13 protein-coding genes are annotated in these 16,477 nt (G+C 70.4%); 5 read left to right on the top strand and 8 right to left on the bottom strand.

The features are described 5' to 3' along the window. Positions 1 to 151 precede the first annotated feature (151 nt). Positions 152 to 2,185 carry a S9 family peptidase gene (locus tag D7W79_RS24275; protein WP_208729824.1) on the bottom strand — a complete coding sequence of 678 codons (2,034 nt, stop codon included), beginning with the start codon at positions 2,183 to 2,185 and terminating at the stop codon, positions 152 to 154. A gap of 425 nt (positions 2,186 to 2,610) precedes the next feature. Here D7W79_RS24275 and D7W79_RS24280 point away from each other — a divergent pair, with 425 nt between their 5' ends. Continuing rightward, positions 2,611 to 4,098, top strand: a complete 1,488-nt coding sequence (locus D7W79_RS24280; protein WP_158617034.1) for a DUF4397 domain-containing protein — start codon at positions 2,611 to 2,613, stop codon at positions 4,096 to 4,098. 2 nt (positions 4,099 to 4,100) lie between these two features. Here D7W79_RS24280 and D7W79_RS24285 read toward each other — a convergent pair whose 3' ends face one another. The 3 genes from D7W79_RS24285 to D7W79_RS24295 form a co-directional block, all read right to left on the bottom strand. Further along, positions 4,101 to 4,763, bottom strand: coding sequence for a hypothetical protein (locus D7W79_RS24285; protein WP_120527778.1), 663 nt, complete (start codon positions 4,761 to 4,763; stop codon positions 4,101 to 4,103). A gap of 175 nt (positions 4,764 to 4,938) precedes the next feature. After that, a complete protein-coding gene (locus tag D7W79_RS24290) occupies positions 4,939 to 8,529 on the bottom strand; it encodes a M1 family aminopeptidase (protein WP_120527779.1) in 3,591 nt (1,196 codons plus the stop codon). Next, positions 8,526 to 9,449 (bottom strand): ABC transporter ATP-binding protein, encoded by a 924-nt coding sequence (locus D7W79_RS24295; protein ID WP_120527780.1) that lies wholly within the window; start codon positions 9,447 to 9,449, stop codon positions 8,526 to 8,528. The genes D7W79_RS24290 and D7W79_RS24295 overlap by 4 nt, the downstream gene beginning before the upstream one ends. 108 nt (positions 9,450 to 9,557) lie before the next feature. Between D7W79_RS24295 and D7W79_RS24300 the strand changes: the two genes are divergently transcribed. The 4 genes from D7W79_RS24300 (at position 9,558) to sitI6 (ending at position 12,904) form a co-directional block, all read left to right on the top strand. Next, positions 9,558 to 10,088, top strand: coding sequence for a hypothetical protein (locus D7W79_RS24300; protein WP_147442030.1), 531 nt, complete (start codon positions 9,558 to 9,560; stop codon positions 10,086 to 10,088). Positions 10,089 to 10,271: 183 nt separating this feature from the next. After that, on the top strand, positions 10,272 to 11,447 hold the full coding sequence (locus D7W79_RS24305; protein ID WP_120527782.1) for an acyltransferase family protein: 1,176 nt from the start codon (positions 10,272 to 10,274) through the stop codon (positions 11,445 to 11,447). Positions 11,448 to 11,477: 30 nt separating this feature from the next. Beyond that, entirely contained in the window at positions 11,478 to 12,179 is a 702-nt protein-coding gene (gene sitA6, locus D7W79_RS24310) for a SitA6 family polymorphic toxin lipoprotein (RefSeq protein WP_244221935.1), read from the top strand. Between the two features lie 5 nt (positions 12,180 to 12,184). Next, positions 12,185 to 12,904 carry a SitI6 family double-CXXCG motif immunity protein gene (sitI6, locus tag D7W79_RS24315; RefSeq protein ID WP_120527783.1) on the top strand — a complete coding sequence of 240 codons (720 nt, stop codon included), beginning with the start codon at positions 12,185 to 12,187 and terminating at the stop codon, positions 12,902 to 12,904. A 4-nt stretch (positions 12,905 to 12,908) separates the two neighbouring features. Here sitI6 and D7W79_RS24320 read toward each other — a convergent pair whose 3' ends face one another. The 4 genes from D7W79_RS24320 to D7W79_RS24335 form a co-directional block, all read right to left on the bottom strand. Further along, positions 12,909 to 14,495, bottom strand: coding sequence for a response regulator (locus tag D7W79_RS24320; RefSeq protein WP_167497735.1), 1,587 nt, complete (start codon positions 14,493 to 14,495; stop codon positions 12,909 to 12,911). Between the two features lie 157 nt (positions 14,496 to 14,652). Next, positions 14,653 to 15,219 carry a hypothetical protein gene (locus D7W79_RS24325; RefSeq protein WP_208729825.1) on the bottom strand — a complete coding sequence of 189 codons (567 nt, stop codon included), beginning with the start codon at positions 15,217 to 15,219 and terminating at the stop codon, positions 14,653 to 14,655. A gap of 5 nt (positions 15,220 to 15,224) precedes the next feature. Then, entirely contained in the window at positions 15,225 to 15,854 is a 630-nt protein-coding gene (locus D7W79_RS24330) for a hypothetical protein (RefSeq protein WP_244221936.1), read from the bottom strand. A gap of 65 nt (positions 15,855 to 15,919) precedes the next feature. Beyond that, a complete protein-coding gene (locus tag D7W79_RS24335; protein WP_120527785.1) occupies positions 15,920 to 16,288 on the bottom strand; it encodes a VOC family protein in 369 nt (122 codons plus the stop codon). Between the last annotated feature and the right edge of the window lie 189 nt (positions 16,289 to 16,477).

Genomic DNA, 16,477 nt, shown 5'->3' on the forward strand with positions numbered 1-16,477 from the left:
CCGCCAACACCCCCACACCCCGACGCAACGACTGACTGTAGCGCTTCATGGACACGGCCCTCCGGGGACGCACTTCGCCAGCACTGACAATGTGTAACGTGCCCGGGGCCGCGCCATATCGCCCCGGGCACGGGCCCTTGCTCGCCGAGGGTTACTTCCCGCCTGCCGCCCCGCTCCCCTGCCCTGCGGCCGGGCCCAGCAGGTGCTTCTCGAAGAACATCAGCGCCGTCGTCTGGGCCAGGTCCCGGTTGGCCTTCTTCTGGAACCCGTGCCCCTCGTCCGTGGCCAGCAGGTACCAGACGTCCGAGCCCTTCTTGCGCACCGCCTGGACCACCTGCTCCGCCTCCGACTGCGGCACGCGCGGGTCGTTCGCTCCCTGCTGCACGAAGAGCGCCGCGCGAATCCTGTCCACCGACCCCAGTGGCGAGATGCGCTCCTGCACCTTGCGCACGGCCGGGTCGCGCTCGTCGCCGTACTCCGCGCGCCGCAGGTCCCTCCGGTACGCCTGCGTATTCTGCAGGAACGACGGCAGGGACGAGATGCCCACCACGTCCACCGCCGCCTTGATGCGCTCCGGGAAGAACGCCACCGTCGCCAGCGTCATGTAGCCGCCGTACGAGCCGCCGTAGATGCCCACGCGCGATGCGTCCAGCTCCGGCCGGGAGGCGACGAAGTCCAGCGTGGCACCGATGTCCGCCAGGCTCGCCTCGCGCTTCACGCCGTCATCCATCGCGCGGTACGCCTTGCCATACCCCTCCGAGCCGCGCACGTTGGGCAGCAGCACCGCCAGCCCCAGCTCCGTCGCCATGAGCTGGATCTGCGCGCTGAAGCTCGGCTGGCTCTGGCCTTCCGGGCCGCCGTGGAACATCACCACCACCGGCACCTTCCCCTTCGCGTTCTTCGGCAGGTACAGGAACGCCGGCACCTTCACGCCGTCCGTGGACGGGTAGCGCACGAGCTCCGGCTCCACGAACGTCTCCGGATCCAACCCGCCGACCTCCGAGCGCGTCCAGCGCGTGGTCTTCTTCGTGCCCAGGTCCACCGTGAAGATGTCCAGCGGCACGCGCGCCGACGTCAGCGAGAACGCCACCCGGTCCGACCGCTTCGACGGGAAGCGCAGCTGCGAAATCACCCCGCGCGGCGTCTCCACCGGCGACAGCGCCTGCGTGCGCGTGTCCAGCAGGTACAGCCGGCCGTAGCCCTCCTCGTTGGCGGTCACCGCCAGCTTGCGCCCGTCCGGGGAGAGCTCCAGGTGGTCGATGTTCCAGCGCACCGACTTCGTCAGCGACGGCGGCGTCGCCGGGGGCGCGCCCGTGAGCGGCAGCCGGTACACCTCCGCGAAGTCGCTGTAGCGGTCCGTGGACACGTACACGCCCTGGCCGTCGCGCGTGAAGACGGCGTCCCCCACGCTGCCCTTGCCCTCCTTGGGCGTCAGCTGCGTGCGCGCGTTCGTCTTCAGGTCCACCACGCTCAAATCCGAGTCATCCGCCGCGCGGAACTGGCGCACCAGCAGCTTGGCTCCGTCGTCGGAGAACTCCAGCGGCGCCCAACTGCCCTCCGCTTCCGTCACCCGCTTCGCCTGCTTGGGGTCCGCCGTGGGCGCCACGTACACGTCGGTGTCCTTGCCGTTGCGCCCCGTGCCCGCGTACGCGAGCCACTTCCCGTCCCGCGACACCACCAGTTCCTCGTGCCGGCTCTTGCCGTCCGTCAGCAGCTCCGAGCGGCCCGTGCGCCGGTCCAGCTTGAGCACCTGGAAGAACTCTCCGCCGCCCGTGTCCTGCAGATAGAAGATGACTTGAGGGTTGCCCGGCAGGAAGCGCGCCCGGTTGATGGGCTCCTTCGTGAAGGTGAGCTGCGTGCGCGCGCCCAGCGGCATCTCCACCACGTGCAACTGATTGACGTCCGCGAAGCGCGTGGAGATGAGCACCTGCTGGCCGTCCCCCGTCACGTCCAAGAGCTGCGCGGAGCGCGACTCCAGGTACTGCTGCACGCGCTGGGAGAGCGCGGGCGGCACCGGCGGCACGCCGCTCGCCCACAGGTTGGGCAGGCCGGGCAACGGGGCGATGCCGGGGACGGCGGACGGCGCCTTCGCGGCGGCGGGCGCCGGGGGCGGCTTCGACGGCGCGGGCGCGGGCGTCTGCGCCGCGAGCAGGGACACGATGAGCGGAAGGGACGCGAGGGTCATGGTGCCGCCGACCCTACCAGCGCCGTCGCGTTCTCCGGCACCCACGAACGCCGTTCCGCCCACCCACGCCATGACGCGTGTTGAACAGCAGCGGTGCCGCCGCCCCGCTCCTCCCCGGCAGCCACGCGCGCCGTTCCCCCCCTCCACGCGATGACGCGTTTCGAACAGGGCATGGCCTCCGGCCGCTGATGCGGTGCGGCGACCGGGCAGACATGACGGCGCGGGTGGTGATCGCACCCGCCGTCTCCCTGAAACCCCACGCGCCCGTGATGCCAGGGACTTGCGACGTGCGCCGGTACACAACGTCGGAGGCGGACAGTGGCCCTTGCGTGGGGGTTCGCCCGCGTGGAGGTGATGCCCACCCTTACCCCTGTCGACATCGGTGCCGAGCCGCGTCCGCGGCCCGCCGAGGAGGGGACTTCGACATGGCCTGGATGCGGGGGAAGACACTGCTGGTCGTCGCGCTCACGTCGCTGGGGGTGTTCGCGCCCGCGTGCGGAGGCGGCTCGGCGGAGGACTCCGACACGCCTCCCACGCAGGACGGGCCGGTGCTGGTGCCGCCCACCCAGGCGCAGCTGCGCATCGTGCAGGCCGCGCCGGGCACGCCCTCGATGGACGTCTACCTCGCCGGCAACCCCACGCCCGTGGCGCGGGCCGTGGCCTATGGCGCCACCACGCCCTACTTCACGCGCGAAGCGGGCGCCGTCACCGTGGAGCTGCGGCCCACGGGCGCGGCGGCGGACTCGCGGCCCGTCGTGTCCCAGTCGGTGGGCATGGAGGCCGGGACGCGCTGGACGGTGGTGGCCGCGGGCGCCCTCTCCTCCTCCAACTCCGATGCGGCGCTGCGCACGCTGCTCCTGCGCGACAACACCGTGCCCGCGGACGGCGGCCAGACGCGCGTGCGCATCGTCAACGCCGGCACGGACGCGCCCACGGTGGACGTGGACCTGGGCAATGACGGCTCGGTGGAGGTGGCGTCCCTCGCGCGCTTCAAGGACTCCGGCGAGGAGGCGTGGGTGCTGCCTTCAGGCGCCGCGTTCCAGGTGGGCCTTCGCACCGGTGGCCGGGCGCTGACGTCCTTCACCGTGCCCGCGGCCGGCTCCGGCACCGACACGCTCATCGTCGCCACTGGCCTCATGTCCGCCCCCGCGCGCGCGGGCGACGGCTTCTCCCTGCTCACCGCGGGCCGCGACGGCACGCTGGCCATCCTGCGGCAGAACCCGACGGTGTACGTGCTGCACGCGTCGCCGGACGCGCCCGCGCTGGACCTCTTCGCCAGCGACCGCGAGCTGTCCGGCGGCCTCGCGTACGGCGCGCTGTCCTCGCCGCTCCAGGTGCCGCCGGGCACGTACACGCTGGACTTCTTCGCCGCCGCACCCGGGACGGAGCGGCCCACGAGCGCACCGGTGGTGACGGCCACGACGCCCACGCTCGTCCCCGGCGAGCGCTACCTGATGGTCGCCGCGGGCTACCTCGCGCCGCCCCGGCCGGCGGCGTCTCCGTTCACGCTGCTGCCCCTCACGGACCGCTTCGCGAACGACCCTTCCAACCTGCGCCTGCGCTGGGTGCACGCCGCGGCGAACACGCCCGCGGTGGACGTGGGACCGCTGGGCTCGGAGCGCCGCGTGCTGCCGGACGCGCCCTTCCTCGACGTGCCCTTCGCTTCCGCCACCGCGCAGGACGGCCTGCCGCTGCCTTCCGGTGGCACCGTCACGCTGGGCGTGGTGCCGTCCAACGACGCCAACCGCGCGCCGCGCACGAGCTTCTCCGTGACGCCCCAGCCGGACACGCGCGTCTTCGCCGTCGCCACCGACACGCCCGGCTCCGCGCCTGGAAGCTGGGACCTCCAGCTCCTGTGGGTGGACACCACGCGCACGCCGTGGACCGTGAGCACGCAGGCCGACCTGCCCTGACGTCAGAAGGCCCAGCCCACGTTGAGCAAGATGCGCTGGGTGAGCAGCCACGTCGACCGGTGGACCCGCTCCACCTTCAGCCCCTCGATGGAGTCCATGACGAGGGCGTCAAAGGCAACCGCATCGCGCCGGGTCCCCAGCGCGACTCCACCCTGCACCGTGAAGCCGGGCTCCAGCACCACGCTGTAACCCAGGGTCGCCGTCCCCCCCACGGACCAGACGTCCGTGATGCTGTCCTTGGCCAGCGAGTCGTCCACGAAGTTCCCCACCGGCGCGTTGGAGCTGCGGCCCGCGCTCACCTCCAGGCGAGGAGACAGCCACAGCCCCTGGGGTGCCCGGCCCGTCAGGTAGAAGCGCACCGAGGGCGCCAGGCCGACTTGATGGCCCGTGTAATTGTAGCCCTCGTATCCGCTGCGATCCGCTTCCTCGAGCCGCGTCCGCTCGTGGAGGAAGGACGCGAACACGCCCAGCCCCACGGAGAAGCGCTCGCCCATCACGCGCTCACCCTCCAGCGACAGCTGATTCAGGCTCTGGATGGGGACGGACACCGTCACCACGTTGCGCCGCTCCACCGGGAACGACCCCGTGGTGACGCCCTCCTGCGCGAACGCCACCGCCGACAGCAGCACCAGCGACACCCCCAGCTTCCACTGCGTCGAGACCATGTGATGAACCCCCGTCATGAAGCCGGACCCCCAAGGTCCGCCATGCCGGGAAGGCCCATCGCAATGGGTGTGCCAGCCTGCTCCCAGAGGGCGCCGCGCGCCGGTGAGGCCTGACCGCGTGACAACGTGTCTCCGGAGTCCGGAGGCACGCGTGTCAGCGTGTCATGTCACCGCGTCACGGCGGCGTGAGCTGTGCCTGGGCCTGCTCGCGGCGCAGCTGGAGCACGCGCACGTCCGGGTCCACCACCAGCCGCTCCGGCGCGAACCCCGAGCGCAGCGTCACCTGCACGGAGCCGCCCGCGACAGGCTCCACGCGCGTCACGGCCCTGGCGGACCCATCAGGCCCGGCGGGCGCGGCGGCCTCCGCGGCCTTCGTCACCGCCACCTCCACCGGCATGCGGCCCGCGCCCGCGTTCGTCACCGTCGCCGTGGTCACCCACTGGCCGCCCTCTTTCGTCACGCGCGCGTCGGTGACGCGGTACTCGGGCACCACGACCTCGAAGAAGGCCTGCCGGGTGAACCGGTCGAAGTCCTCCTTCGACGGCGCGAAGGGGCGCATCACCGAGAGGAAGTCCTGCAGCACCGGATGGTCGGCGTTGTTCATGTATTGCTTCAGGAAGGCCTGGAGCCCCGCGTGCATCGCGTCGCGGCCCATCAAGTCCTCCAGCATCCAGAACGTCCAGCCGCCCTTCTCGTAGAGGACCACCGTGTCGCCCTCGCGCGAGCCGTCCAGCTTCACCAGCGGCTGCTCCGCGTCCACGCGCCGGTCCTTGCCGTAGCGCTCCTCCATGCGCTTCGCGTTCTGCCGGCGCGCCTCCTGCCCATCGAGCTGTTCGATGAGCTTCAGCGCCGAGTAGTGCGACAGCCCCTCCGACAGCACGTTGCCGCCGGGCCCCTTGCCGGGGATGAGCAGGTTGCCCCACCACTGGTGCGCGGCCTCGTGCGCGGTGACGAGCAGCACCGCGTTCGACTCCGGCGTCGTCTGCGTGAGGAAGCCGATGGACTCCGAGAACGTGATGTCCGTGGGGAAGCCCTGCGCGTAGTTGTCCAGGCCGGCGAACTCCGACAGCTTCAGCTCCGCCCACGGGAACGGGTGGAACCATTCCGAGTAGTACCGGCGCGCGGCCTCCAGCCCGCGCATCATCTCCGGCACGTTGTAGCCATGCGCCGGGTCGTGGAACACCACCGTGCCCGCGCCCTCCACGCGGGTCCACCTGCCCGCGATGACGTTGAAGAAGCTCACCGGGTGGTCGCTCCGCCACACCGTGGTGCGCCGGCCGTCCTTCACCGTGTCGCTCTCCCGCACGCCCACGGAGTTGAGCGTGTAGTCCTCCGGGCCGCTCACGCGGATGCGAAAGGGGAACGGCATGTTGCTGCCCCAGGCGGACTCCGTGGGCCCCTCGTAGAAGTCGTCCGCGTACACGCGCGGCTCGTATTTGTTCTCCTTCGGGTCGATGCCGCGCTCCTCCTCGTAGCCCACCACCGGCGCGAACGTGGGCGTCTCACTGGTGAGCACCGCGCCCGACGGGAGGATGAACTCCTTGAACGCGCCGCCCGCGCGGGACACGCCATCCGGCACGTGGCCCGCGTACTGGAAGCCCACCTTCACCTTCGCCCCGGGCGCCAGCGGTGCGGGCGGCGTGAAGACATACAAGCCGGCGCGGTCCTCTGGCGTCACGTCCCCGCCGTCCAGCGTCCAGCGCACGTCCGTCCAGCCATCGCCGCCGCTGAGGGCGAAGCGCGGCAGCGCCACGGCGTGCCGGTTCATCAGCGTGTACGTGCCCTTCATGCGGAAGGCGCTCGCCTCCGGCTCCAGGTCCACGTCCAGGTCCACGTCCGCCAGCATGGGCTGCGGCGCGTCCTTCCACGTCGCCAGGTTCTTCTGCCAGTACTCCTTCGCGCGCTTCTTCGCCGCCGCGCCCTGGTGGCCCAGCCCCACGAGGATGGCCAGCCACACCAGCGCCACCGCCGGCACCGCGAGGTACGGCGAAAGCCGCCACAGCCCGCGCGCAAGACCCGCGGGCTTCAGCCCCTCCAGGGTCGTCACCGAGTCGCGGACGCGGCGGCGGTCCAGGCGCACCGCCAGCGCGGTGAAGAAGACCGCCCCGCCCAGCGCGGCCACGCGGTTGAGCACCAGCGCGGCGCGGTCCACCTGGAAGGCGCCCAGGTCGGTCCACCGCACCGCGTCCCACAGCGGCCAGTTCGTCACCCAGGTGAGGTCCCCGCGCACGGCGAGGTAGCCGGTGAGGCCCAGAGCGGCCAGGGCCAGCGCGTAGGTGCCGAAGCGGCCTCCCGTCACCGAGCGCGCGGCCAGGATGAAGCCCGTCCACAAGAGGAAGGTGGGGAACAGCAACAGCCCCCACACCAGCACGTAGGGCGTCAGCGACAGCGGCACCTTGCCTTGCGACACCTGCACCAGCGTGCCCGCGAGCGCCATGGCCGTCAGCAGCGCCACCGCCACCAGGCTGTTCGCCAGCGCCTTGCCCAGCAGCACCGACAGCGTGCGCACCGGCGTCGCGTCGTGGATGGGCGCGAAGTGGGAGGCCTGTTCGCGCTCCAGCGACTCCACCACGTAGAACATCAACAACAGACACACGAGCACCGACGCCTGCGCCATCGTGCGCACCGCGAAGCGCCCGGGCACCAGCAGGAGGCTCGTGTCGAAGGGGCCCACCGCCGTGGCGCCCTGGGACACCATCTGCAACATCAGGAGCGGCAGGAACAGGTAGAGCCCCGGCTGCGACAGGAGGCCCCGCCCTTCCGCGCGCGTCACCGTCCACAGCCCCGTCCAGAAGCCCGGCGACCGCACGCCCATGCGCAGCGCGGACAGCGGCGCCTCCGCGTGCGACAGCGCCACCTGCTTCGGCGGAGCGTCCAGGGTCACCCCCTTGCGCGGGGTCTTCGTGCGCACCTCGCCCCGGAGCGCGCGGCGGAAGTGGCGCTCGCTCCAGGCCACCGCGCCCAGGCCCAGCGCCATGAGCATGAAGCGGCTGGTGACGAAGAGGGCGTCCAGCCCCACGGGCTGCGTGTTGTAGAAGTCCACGCCCCGGTCCACCTTGATCCACGTCTCCGTGAGCCACCGGAAGCCGCCGGGATCCAGGGCCATCAGGAACCGGTTCACGCGCGGATCCAACCAACCGGGGGTCCAGTCCCAGAGGAAGAAGGCGCAGAGGAAGAACAGGCCCACCGGCAGGAAGTACACCGGCACCGCGCGGCGCGTGCGCTCGCCCGTGGCGAAGGCCGCGCCCGCCATGAAGACGATGAGCGGCAGGCCGAACCACACCGCGGCGCTCACGTAGTTGCCCGGCGCGAAGGGCCCGCGGAACTCCGCGTCCGCGCCCGCCGGCACCACGTGGTGGAAGAAGACGAGCAGCCCCATCATCCACGCGAGCGCCAGCACGTACGCGCCCAGCACGCCCGCGAACTTGCCCCACACGTACTCCGCGGGCGTCAGCGGCGAGGTGTGCAGGATGGGCTGCACGCGGGCCTCGTCGTCGGAGATGACGGACATGCCAGCGCCCACCGACACGAAGAACATGAACAGCATGAAGGTGAGCAGCAGCACCGTCTGCGCGACGGCGAAGGCGCTGGTGATCCACGCCTTCTTGCCGCCCACCTCCGTGCTGCCCGCGTCGATGGTGACGTTGCCGGAGGACACGCCCCACACCACCGCCACCAGAAGCACGAGCAGCACCCAGAACAGCGGGCGCCGTGTCTGGTGGCGCCACTCCGTGCGCGCCACGCGCCAGAGCCGGGACGCGTTCACGCGCTCACCGCCGGGGCGGATGCCGGAGCCGTGGGGGCCGTGGGCTCGGGCGCGTCCTTCATCAGGAGGAGGTAGGCGTCCTCCAGCGTGGGCGGCGTGCGCTCGAAGCCGGGGGGCACGGGCGTGCCCGGGGTCGCGTGGATGCGCACGCGGTTCCTGCCCTCGAAGAGCACGGCCTGGGTGACACGGTGCGCTTGCTGGAAGGCGGCCATGTCGGCCGGGGGGACGGTGCCCTCGAAGAGGGTGTCGTGGAGGGCGGCCTTCGCCTCGGTGGGGCTGGTGATGGCCACCACGCGGCCGTGGCGGATGACGGCGAAGCGCGGGCAGAGCATGGCCACGTCCTCCACGATGTGCGTGGACAGGAGCACCGTGCGCTCATGGGCCATCTCCGCGAGCAGCCGGTAGAAGCGCTGGCGCTCCTCGGGGTCCAGGCCCGCGGTGGGCTCGTCCACGATGAGGAGCTTCGGGTCTCCGGCCAGGGCCTGCGCGATGCCCAGCCGCTGCCGCATGCCGCCGGAGTACTCCTTCACCTTGCGCTTCGCGGCGAAGGTGAGGTTCACGCGCTCCAGCAGTTGCGCACACAGGGCCTTGAGCCCTTGCGGCGCGGTGACGCCCTTGAGCTCCAGCAGGTAGCGGAGCATGTCCTGACCGGAGAGGTACGGATAGAAGCCGAACTCCTGCGGCAGGTAGCCCAGGTGTGGGCGCAGCGCCTCCGGGTGACGCACGAGATCCAGGCCGTCGAGCGTCACCTCGCCGGAGGTGGGCTCCAGCAGGCCGGAGAGGATCTTCATCAGGGTGGACTTGCCCGCGCCGTTGGGCCCGAGCAGACCGAACATCCCCTTGGGGACGTCCAGGTCCACGCCACGAAGGGCCGTCACCGGGCCCGGATACACCTTCACCAGGTTGCGCAGGCTGAGCATGTGGCCCGTTCTACGCCGAAGTGGGGGGCTCCATTTCCGGCTTCGTGCACGGGAGGGCGCACAGCGCTTCCGGCTGCACCCTGGCTCGGTGTGTTAGACCGCCAGGGCATGAACGTTCGTCCTGTCTGTCTTTCCCTCGTGTGGACCGCGCTCGCGGTCCTGGGCTGTTCGGGTCCGTCCTACCTCCAGGGCCACGCCCTGGAACAGAACGAGTACCGGGGCTATGGCGAGTACCTGCCCGAGCGCGACCGCGAGGTGCTGGCCCAGGCGGCGGCGGTGAAGGACGCGGCGGCGGTCATCTTCCTGCAGGAGACGCTGCCGGAGGGTATCGAGATGACCTCGCACATGCTCCAGGTCCGGCCCGGGTACTCGCACCAGTTGCTGGGCAAGCTGGCCTTCAGCCGGGGGCGGGTGGACTCCAAGCAGGACCTCATCGAGCACGTGCGGAAGGTGGCGCTGGCGGCAGGGGGCGACGCGGCCGTCGGCCTCTTCCTGCTCACGCCGGCCCAGGACTACACGCAGGCGCAGGCGGTGGAGGCGGTCATCCTCAAGCTGGACCCGCGCGTGCGCGTGAAGCTGCGTCCGGACGAGGCGAAGGCGGGGGGCGTGTCGGGCGCACCGGGCGTCGAACAGCTCTAAGCCGTCGGACACGAAGACTGGCCACCTCGGCGCACCGCACTGAACCTGTCCGACAGTCGGACAGGTTTGGAAGACCGCGTCGGATGGCCGGGGGCCTTGCGCCGCGAGTCCTCCCGCCAGCCGGGCGGACGGCGCCGGGGCGGTTTGAGGAGCGTGAAGAGGGCTGCGAGACTCGGGGCCGTCATGGCCTCTTCCCGGCAGCACCTGGATGCCCTCACCGGGCTGCGGTTCCTCGCGGCCGCGCACGTCGTCGCCTACCACGTCTACCACCTGGTCTTCACTGGCGCGGAGGCACCGCCGGGGCTGCATGGGCTGCTCGACAGCGGGTACGTGGGCGTCAGCTTCTTCTTCGTCCTGTCGGGCTTCATCCTTGGCTACAACTACCTGGAGCGGCCGCCGGACACGCACGCGGCGCGCAAGGCGTTCTGGGTGGCCCGCTTCGCGCGCGTCTACCCGGTCTATGCGTTGGGGCTGGCCGTCGCCGCGCCCGCGTTCCTCAAGGGCCTGCGCGACGTGTGGGCGGTGGATCCATCGCAGGCGTCGCGGCAGGCCGAGGCGTTGGTGCTGGCACCGCTGCTGCTCCAGAGCTGGACGCCGTGGACGGCGCTCGCGTGGAACGCCGCGGGCTGGTCGCTGGCGGTGGAGGCGGTCTTCTACGCGGCCTTCCCCTTCCTGGCGGGACGGCTGGGACGGCTGGGGCCCCGGAAGCTCGCGGTGGGCGCGGCGTTGGCGTACGGGGCCGCGCTGCTGCTCCCGGCGCTGTACATGCTGGTGGATCCGGACCACACCGGAGGCACGGCGTCCGCGTACAACTCCGGGCCGTGGATGCTGGCGCTGCGCTTCAACCCGCTGGCGCGGCTGCCGGAGTTCATCCTGGGCATCCTCGCGGGGCGCTTCTTCCTGCTGCGCGCGGGGGAAGCGCCGCGCTCGCGCCCGGTGCTTCTGGCGGTGCTGGGAGGGCTGGTGGTCGCGGCGCTGCTGGGGAGCACGTCGCTGCCCTTCCCGCTGCTGCACAACGGGCTGCTGGCGCCGGTGTTCGCGGCGCTGATCGTGCTGTTGCCCAGGAGCCGGGGAGCCGTGGCGCAGGTGCTGGCCTCGCGGCCGCTGCGGCTGTTGGGCGAGGCGAGCTATGCGCTCTACATCCTGCACATGCCGGTGCTGTTCGCCTGGAAGTCCGTGCTCAAGCGGCTGGGCGCGGAGCCCACGTCCGCCTGGGCCGTGGCGGCGTACGTCGTGGGCGTCGTGTGCCTGAGCGTGCTCGCGTACGAGCGCGTGGAGAAGCCCGCCAGGGGATGGATCCGCGACCTCTGGACGGGACGCGCGGAGCAGCCCGCGACGGGCCTCCAGCCGCGGGCGTAAGCTCCTGCCCACACAAGGAGCAGAGAACCCGTGCGCCACTGGTGGTTGTTGCTGTCCGTGATGTTCGCAGGGTGCGCATCCACTCCGGCTCTCCCCGCGGGCTCTTCGCTGATGGTCGAGGAGTCGTGGGCCGAGGATGCGCAGGACTGTGAGGACGCACGCGAAGGTCCATGCTTCGCGCCACTTTGTGAAGGCGGGACGTGTGGGCTCTACCGGTGTGATGACCTTCCGCCGGGTCGCATCGTCCGCACCTACAGCGGCGCTCCCGTCTTCATCGCTCCAGGTGGCACCGCGCAACGGCACTGGGGGAGCGCCCAGGGCCTGCCGGGAGACTCGCTGCCCATTCCTGTGTTCCGCTGGCACCGGCGCGAGTTGCTTCCCAGCGAACTGAAGCGCCAACGCGCCATGGAAGCCTGGGCGTCTCGCCCCAAGGAGCGGCACCACATCTTTCCCCAGGCATTGAAGCCCTACTTCCAATCCAAGGGCATCAACGTCCATGACTACGTCATCGCCATCGACGCCGAGCTGCACAAGCGCATCCACCGTGATGCGAATGGCGCTCCCTGGAACGAAGAGTGGCGTCAGTTCAGACGCACGACCCGCGGAACCGCCAGCAAGCCCGCCCACTTCGAGCATGCTTCGCTGTTGATCCAGAAGTACGGGCTCTTTGGCCTCACGATGACCTATTGGCAGGATGTCGAGCTCGGCCCCTTTCCCGTGCCTGAGAACTGAGCCGCATGCGCTTCTACGAGATCGACATCGTTCGTCCCGACCTGCCACGGCGATGGACGGGACACATCATGACGGAACGCACCTGGACCCTGCCCGGAGTGGAGTGCCCGACTTGCGGAGAGACCTGGAGCGGGCAACAGATGCTGCCCACGGTCGATGTGACCGACCTGCCGCAACAAGGACTGCTGCGTAAGCCCCGGGTCGTTCCCTACGCGGAGTTCACGGCACTGACCGCCGGACTTGCTTCGCGGCTGCCACGAGGGCTCGCTCCCGAGCCCGGCATGCAGCTGGGCCCGCTGCGGGGCTCGGCCGAGGGAGCCTTTGGTCCACTCACGACGCAGGATGGATGGGACCTGCTGGTGCGAGAGGACGCGCTCTCACGACTACAGCAGCAGGGATTGAACGGGCTGATTCCGGTCCGCTTGGAGGTGGAAGGGTTCGGGTCTGAAGCGCCATTCCTGTACGAGTTGGAGTTCCACGTCGCGGGACGCCTGGCCCCTGAGGATGTGCAGGAGGGGCCTCAATGTCCGACCTGCGGATGGCGAGAGGTGCGGATTTCTCCCGAGCATGCGCTGGAAGCGGACTCGCTTCCGAATGACCTGGATGTCTTCCTTCCCGTGAACGCGACTACGTACCTCATGGTCACGGAGCGCTTTGTCCAGGCAGCCCAGCGGCTTGGCCCCAGCGACCTCATGTTCCGAGAAGTGCCGCTGGCTCGGCGCTGAAACCCTACGCGCTCTTCGCCTGGAGCCGGCGGTGCGAGCCGCGCTTCACCGGGCCCAGCTGCGCGAGCACGCGGCCGATCTCCACCAGCTCCACGGGCTTGACCAGGTGCAGGTCGAAGCCCGCGCGCGCGCTGCGGGTCCGGTCCTCCGGCGCCCCGTAGCCCGTGAGCGCGATGAGGTGCGCGTCCGACGCCACGCGCCCTCGCAGCTCCTGCGCCACCTGGTAGCCATCCAGGCCCGGCAGGCCGATGTCCAGGATGATGACGTCGTAGGTGCCGGGCGTCGCCATGGCGAGCGCCTCCGGGCCGTCCGCGGCGACCGCGACGGTGTGGCCCCACATCTGGAGCATCTCGCTCAGGCCCTCGCGCGCGTCGGGGTTGTCGTCGACCAGGAGGATGCGCCACTCGCGCCGGCGGGACTCGATGCGCTCCACGGCGGCCTCGGGCCTCGCGGCGTCCGTGAGCAGCGGCAGCGTGACGGTGAACAGGCTGCCCTGGCCCGGGCCCTCGCTGAAGACCTCCACCCGGCCGCCGTGCTCCTCCACCAGGTTGCGCACCAGCGTCAGGCCAATGCCCAGCCCGCCCCGGCTGCGCGCGAGGCCCGCGTCCAGCTGCGCGAAGAGCTCGAAGATGCGCTCCTGGTCGTCACGCCGCAGGCCGATGCCGGTGTCCTGCACGGACACGTGCACGCGGGAGTCCTCGGACACGTGGGCGCCCACGGTGACGATGCCGCCCTCCGGGGAGTACTTGGAGGCGTTGTCGAGCAGGTTGGTGAAGACCTGCTCCAGGCGCGTCCGGTCGCCGTCCACCCAGCAGGGCTCGGGGGAGAGGGCCTCGCGCAGGACGAGCCCTCGCTCCTCCATCACGGGCCGGGCGGCGGCGAGCGAGTGCTGCAGCACGGTGTTGAGGTCCAGCCGGCTGCGGCGCAGGGCGTACTTGCCCCGGGTGATGCGGCTGACGTCGAGCAGGTCGTCCACGAGGTGGCGCAGGTGGCTCACCTGCCGCTCGATGATGTCGCGGCGGCGCGCGTCCGCTTCGGACAGACCGTTCGAGTCCTTCTGCCCGAGCATCTGCACCGCGACGGAGATGGCGGCCAGGGGATTGCGCAGCTCGTGGGCGAGCATGGCGAGGAACTCGTTCTTCTTGCGGTCGGCCTCTTCCAGGCGGGCGGCGTTCGCCAGGGCTTCGCGCTCCACGCGCCGCAGGCGCAGGACGCTGTTGACGGTGGCGATGAGCTCTTCCGGGTCGAACGGCTGGGTGAGGTAGACGTCCGCGCCCGCGCGCAGGCCCGCGACCTTCTTCTCCGCGGTGATGAAGGTGGCGGAGGTGTGGATGATGGCGACCTCGCTGGTGCGCGGATCCTCCTTGAGGAGCCGGCACACGTCGTAGCCGCTCATGTCGGGGAGCTTCACGTCGAGCACGACGACGTCCGGAGGCGAGTCGAGGGCGAGCTGCAGCGCCTCTCCGCCGGTGACCGCCTCCAGGACACGGTAGCCCGCCTGGCGCAGCGAGAAGGTGCCCAGGTAGAGGCTCGCGGGCGTGTCGTTGACGTGGAGGACGGTGGCGTTGGCGGTGACGAGCACGGGCGACATTCCCAGGGGAGGAGCCGGACCCGATTTCTACCGCGCGGCATGAACGCACGCGAACCGGGATCAACCCACGCTCCGCGCCACTGCTCAGCGCACGTCCCGTGTGAACGGGGAGTGTTGGAACCGTGACAGCTTGTCCAGCCTCCGTACAGGCAGGCAGCTACCTGGGTGCGACTCCGCCATCCCGGAGTTCTTCAGGCCAGGGCTGCTCGGGCCGGTTCCAGCTGGAGTCCAGCGCGGGGGCCACGCCGGGTTCGGCGGGAACGACCTGGGGCGGCCCCGCATCCACGCCTGCATCTGCTGAAAGCTCCATGGGCATGCCATCCACGACACGCCGCCGGATCCGCCCGTCCAGGCTGATGGCATACCAGGCGCTCGAATCCAGCGAGGGATACGACCTTCCACACACAGCAGGGTCCTCGGAGATGTGGATGAAGAAGAGGTCTCCCTGGCGCAGGACCCGATAACGGTGTGCCTCGGGTCTGTCCTGACAAGGGACGTCCTTCGACGTCGGCGGCAGGAAGTCATTCGTGGCGATGCCCAGTGCCTGAAGCAACGCGCCATCCAGCACATAGGGGCGCGCCGAGGGCTGGACCTCGACGACCGACTCCTCCGAAAACACCGGAAAGACAATGGAGGGGTCCTCCTCCACGAGCACGGACGCGGAGGGCTGGGCCCGCACGCAGCCCGTCAACAGGGCGGTCACCAGGAGACAGGTCTTTCGCATCGTCATCAGGAGTCCAGGCCCGGGGTCATCAGCGCGGCGGCTTGTCGAGGCGATAGGTCGTCTCGTTGATCCAGCTCACCTTCCCCAACGTCTCCCGGTCCCAACCCCTTGTCCTTTGTCTCGATGGCCCAGGTATGCACGCGCGCCATCTCATCCGTGAAGCGGAGGTCTCCTGGGGAAGGAGGCCCGCCGAACGGATGGTTGTGCAGGGCGAAGATGTACTTGAGTTCCCCGGGCGCATAGCGGGAGTCGGACACTTCCGCGGGCAGGATGCAGCTTCGCTTGCCCGAGACCAGGTCGTCCGGCGAGGACCGGTCCGTCAGCATGCTCATCTCATAGAGATGATCCGGGGTGTAATAGAGCCAGGCGCAGTATTCGGTCGATGCCCGAAACGCCAGTCGCGGGTCCCGATCCCGCAGGTGTCCCGCGACCGCATTGGGCTTCGAAAGGATGAACGGACACGCCGCCTGCAACGCTTCGGAGAACGACGTGAAGGGGCCGAATCCAGGCAACGGCCCGGGGATGGGCGTGGCAGCAGAGGCATCCACCCCAGGCCGCCACACCCCGGGGGCTGGACCCGCGGGAGCACACCCCATCAGCATCACGAGGGATGGAAGCAGGAGCCAGCGCTTCACGGGGTTCCGCATGGGGGTGACGGGGAGCGTAGCACTCCCCGCCCGGGCCCCTGTCCTTCAGCGCCTCAGGAAGGCTCGGTCCACACGGCGAGTTCGTTGCCGGTGGGGTCGGTGAAGTGGAAGCGCTTGCCTCCGGGGAAGGAGAACGTGTCCTTCACGATGCGCCCTCCGGCCTCGCGCACCTTCGCCAGCGTCGCGTCCAGGTCCTTCGAATAGAGCACCAGCAACGCGCCCCCCTTCGACACCTCGCGCTCCTTGTCGAACCCTCCGTTCAGCCGCCCGTCCATGAAGGCCGTGTAGTCCGGGCCGTAGTCCTCGAACCTCCAGCCGAACACGGCGCCGTAGAAGCGCTTCGTCTCCGCGATGTCCTTCACGGGAAGCTCGATGTAGTCGATGCGGTGGTGCTGCTCGGCCTGCTGCGGTGCGGTGGACATGGCTGCCTCCTCAAGTGGGAACACCCCCACCTTACGCACCCGCCTCGTCAGGAGATTGGACGAATCCGACCTCCGCCTGCTCGCGCACGTACGCCCCCGGCGTCAGCCCTGTCAGCGCCCGGAATTCCCGCACCTGGTGCGCCTGGTCGTAGTACCCCGCCGCCAACGCCCACTCCGCCCCCTGCAGCC

Source organism: Corallococcus exercitus, from assembly GCF_003611585.1.
GTDB lineage: Bacteria > Myxococcota > Myxococcia > Myxococcales > Myxococcaceae > Corallococcus > Corallococcus exercitus.

What these genes read in the sequence shown, in the direction of transcription:
- D7W79_RS24275 (WP_208729824.1), bottom strand. Translation starts at nt 2,185, where the DNA reads ATGACCCTCGCGTCCCTTCCGCTCATCGTGTCCCTGCTCGCGGCGCAG.
- D7W79_RS24280 (WP_158617034.1), top strand. Translation starts at nt 2,611, where the DNA reads ATGGCCTGGATGCGGGGGAAGACACTGCTGGTCGTCGCGCTCACGTCG.
- D7W79_RS24285 (WP_120527778.1), bottom strand. Translation starts at nt 4,763, where the DNA reads ATGGTCTCGACGCAGTGGAAGCTGGGGGTGTCGCTGGTGCTGCTGTCG.
- D7W79_RS24295 (WP_120527780.1), bottom strand. Translation starts at nt 9,449, where the DNA reads ATGCTCAGCCTGCGCAACCTGGTGAAGGTGTATCCGGGCCCGGTGACG.
- D7W79_RS24300 (WP_147442030.1), top strand. Translation starts at nt 9,558, where the DNA reads ATGAACGTTCGTCCTGTCTGTCTTTCCCTCGTGTGGACCGCGCTCGCG.
- D7W79_RS24305 (WP_120527782.1), top strand. Translation starts at nt 10,272, where the DNA reads ATGGCCTCTTCCCGGCAGCACCTGGATGCCCTCACCGGGCTGCGGTTC.
- sitI6 (WP_120527783.1), top strand. Translation starts at nt 12,185, where the DNA reads ATGCGCTTCTACGAGATCGACATCGTTCGTCCCGACCTGCCACGGCGA.
- D7W79_RS24320 (WP_167497735.1), bottom strand. Translation starts at nt 14,495, where the DNA reads ATGTCGCCCGTGCTCGTCACCGCCAACGCCACCGTCCTCCACGTCAAC.
- D7W79_RS24325 (WP_208729825.1), bottom strand. Translation starts at nt 15,219, where the DNA reads ATGCGAAAGACCTGTCTCCTGGTGACCGCCCTGTTGACGGGCTGCGTG.
- D7W79_RS24335 (WP_120527785.1), bottom strand. Translation starts at nt 16,288, where the DNA reads ATGTCCACCGCACCGCAGCAGGCCGAGCAGCACCACCGCATCGACTAC.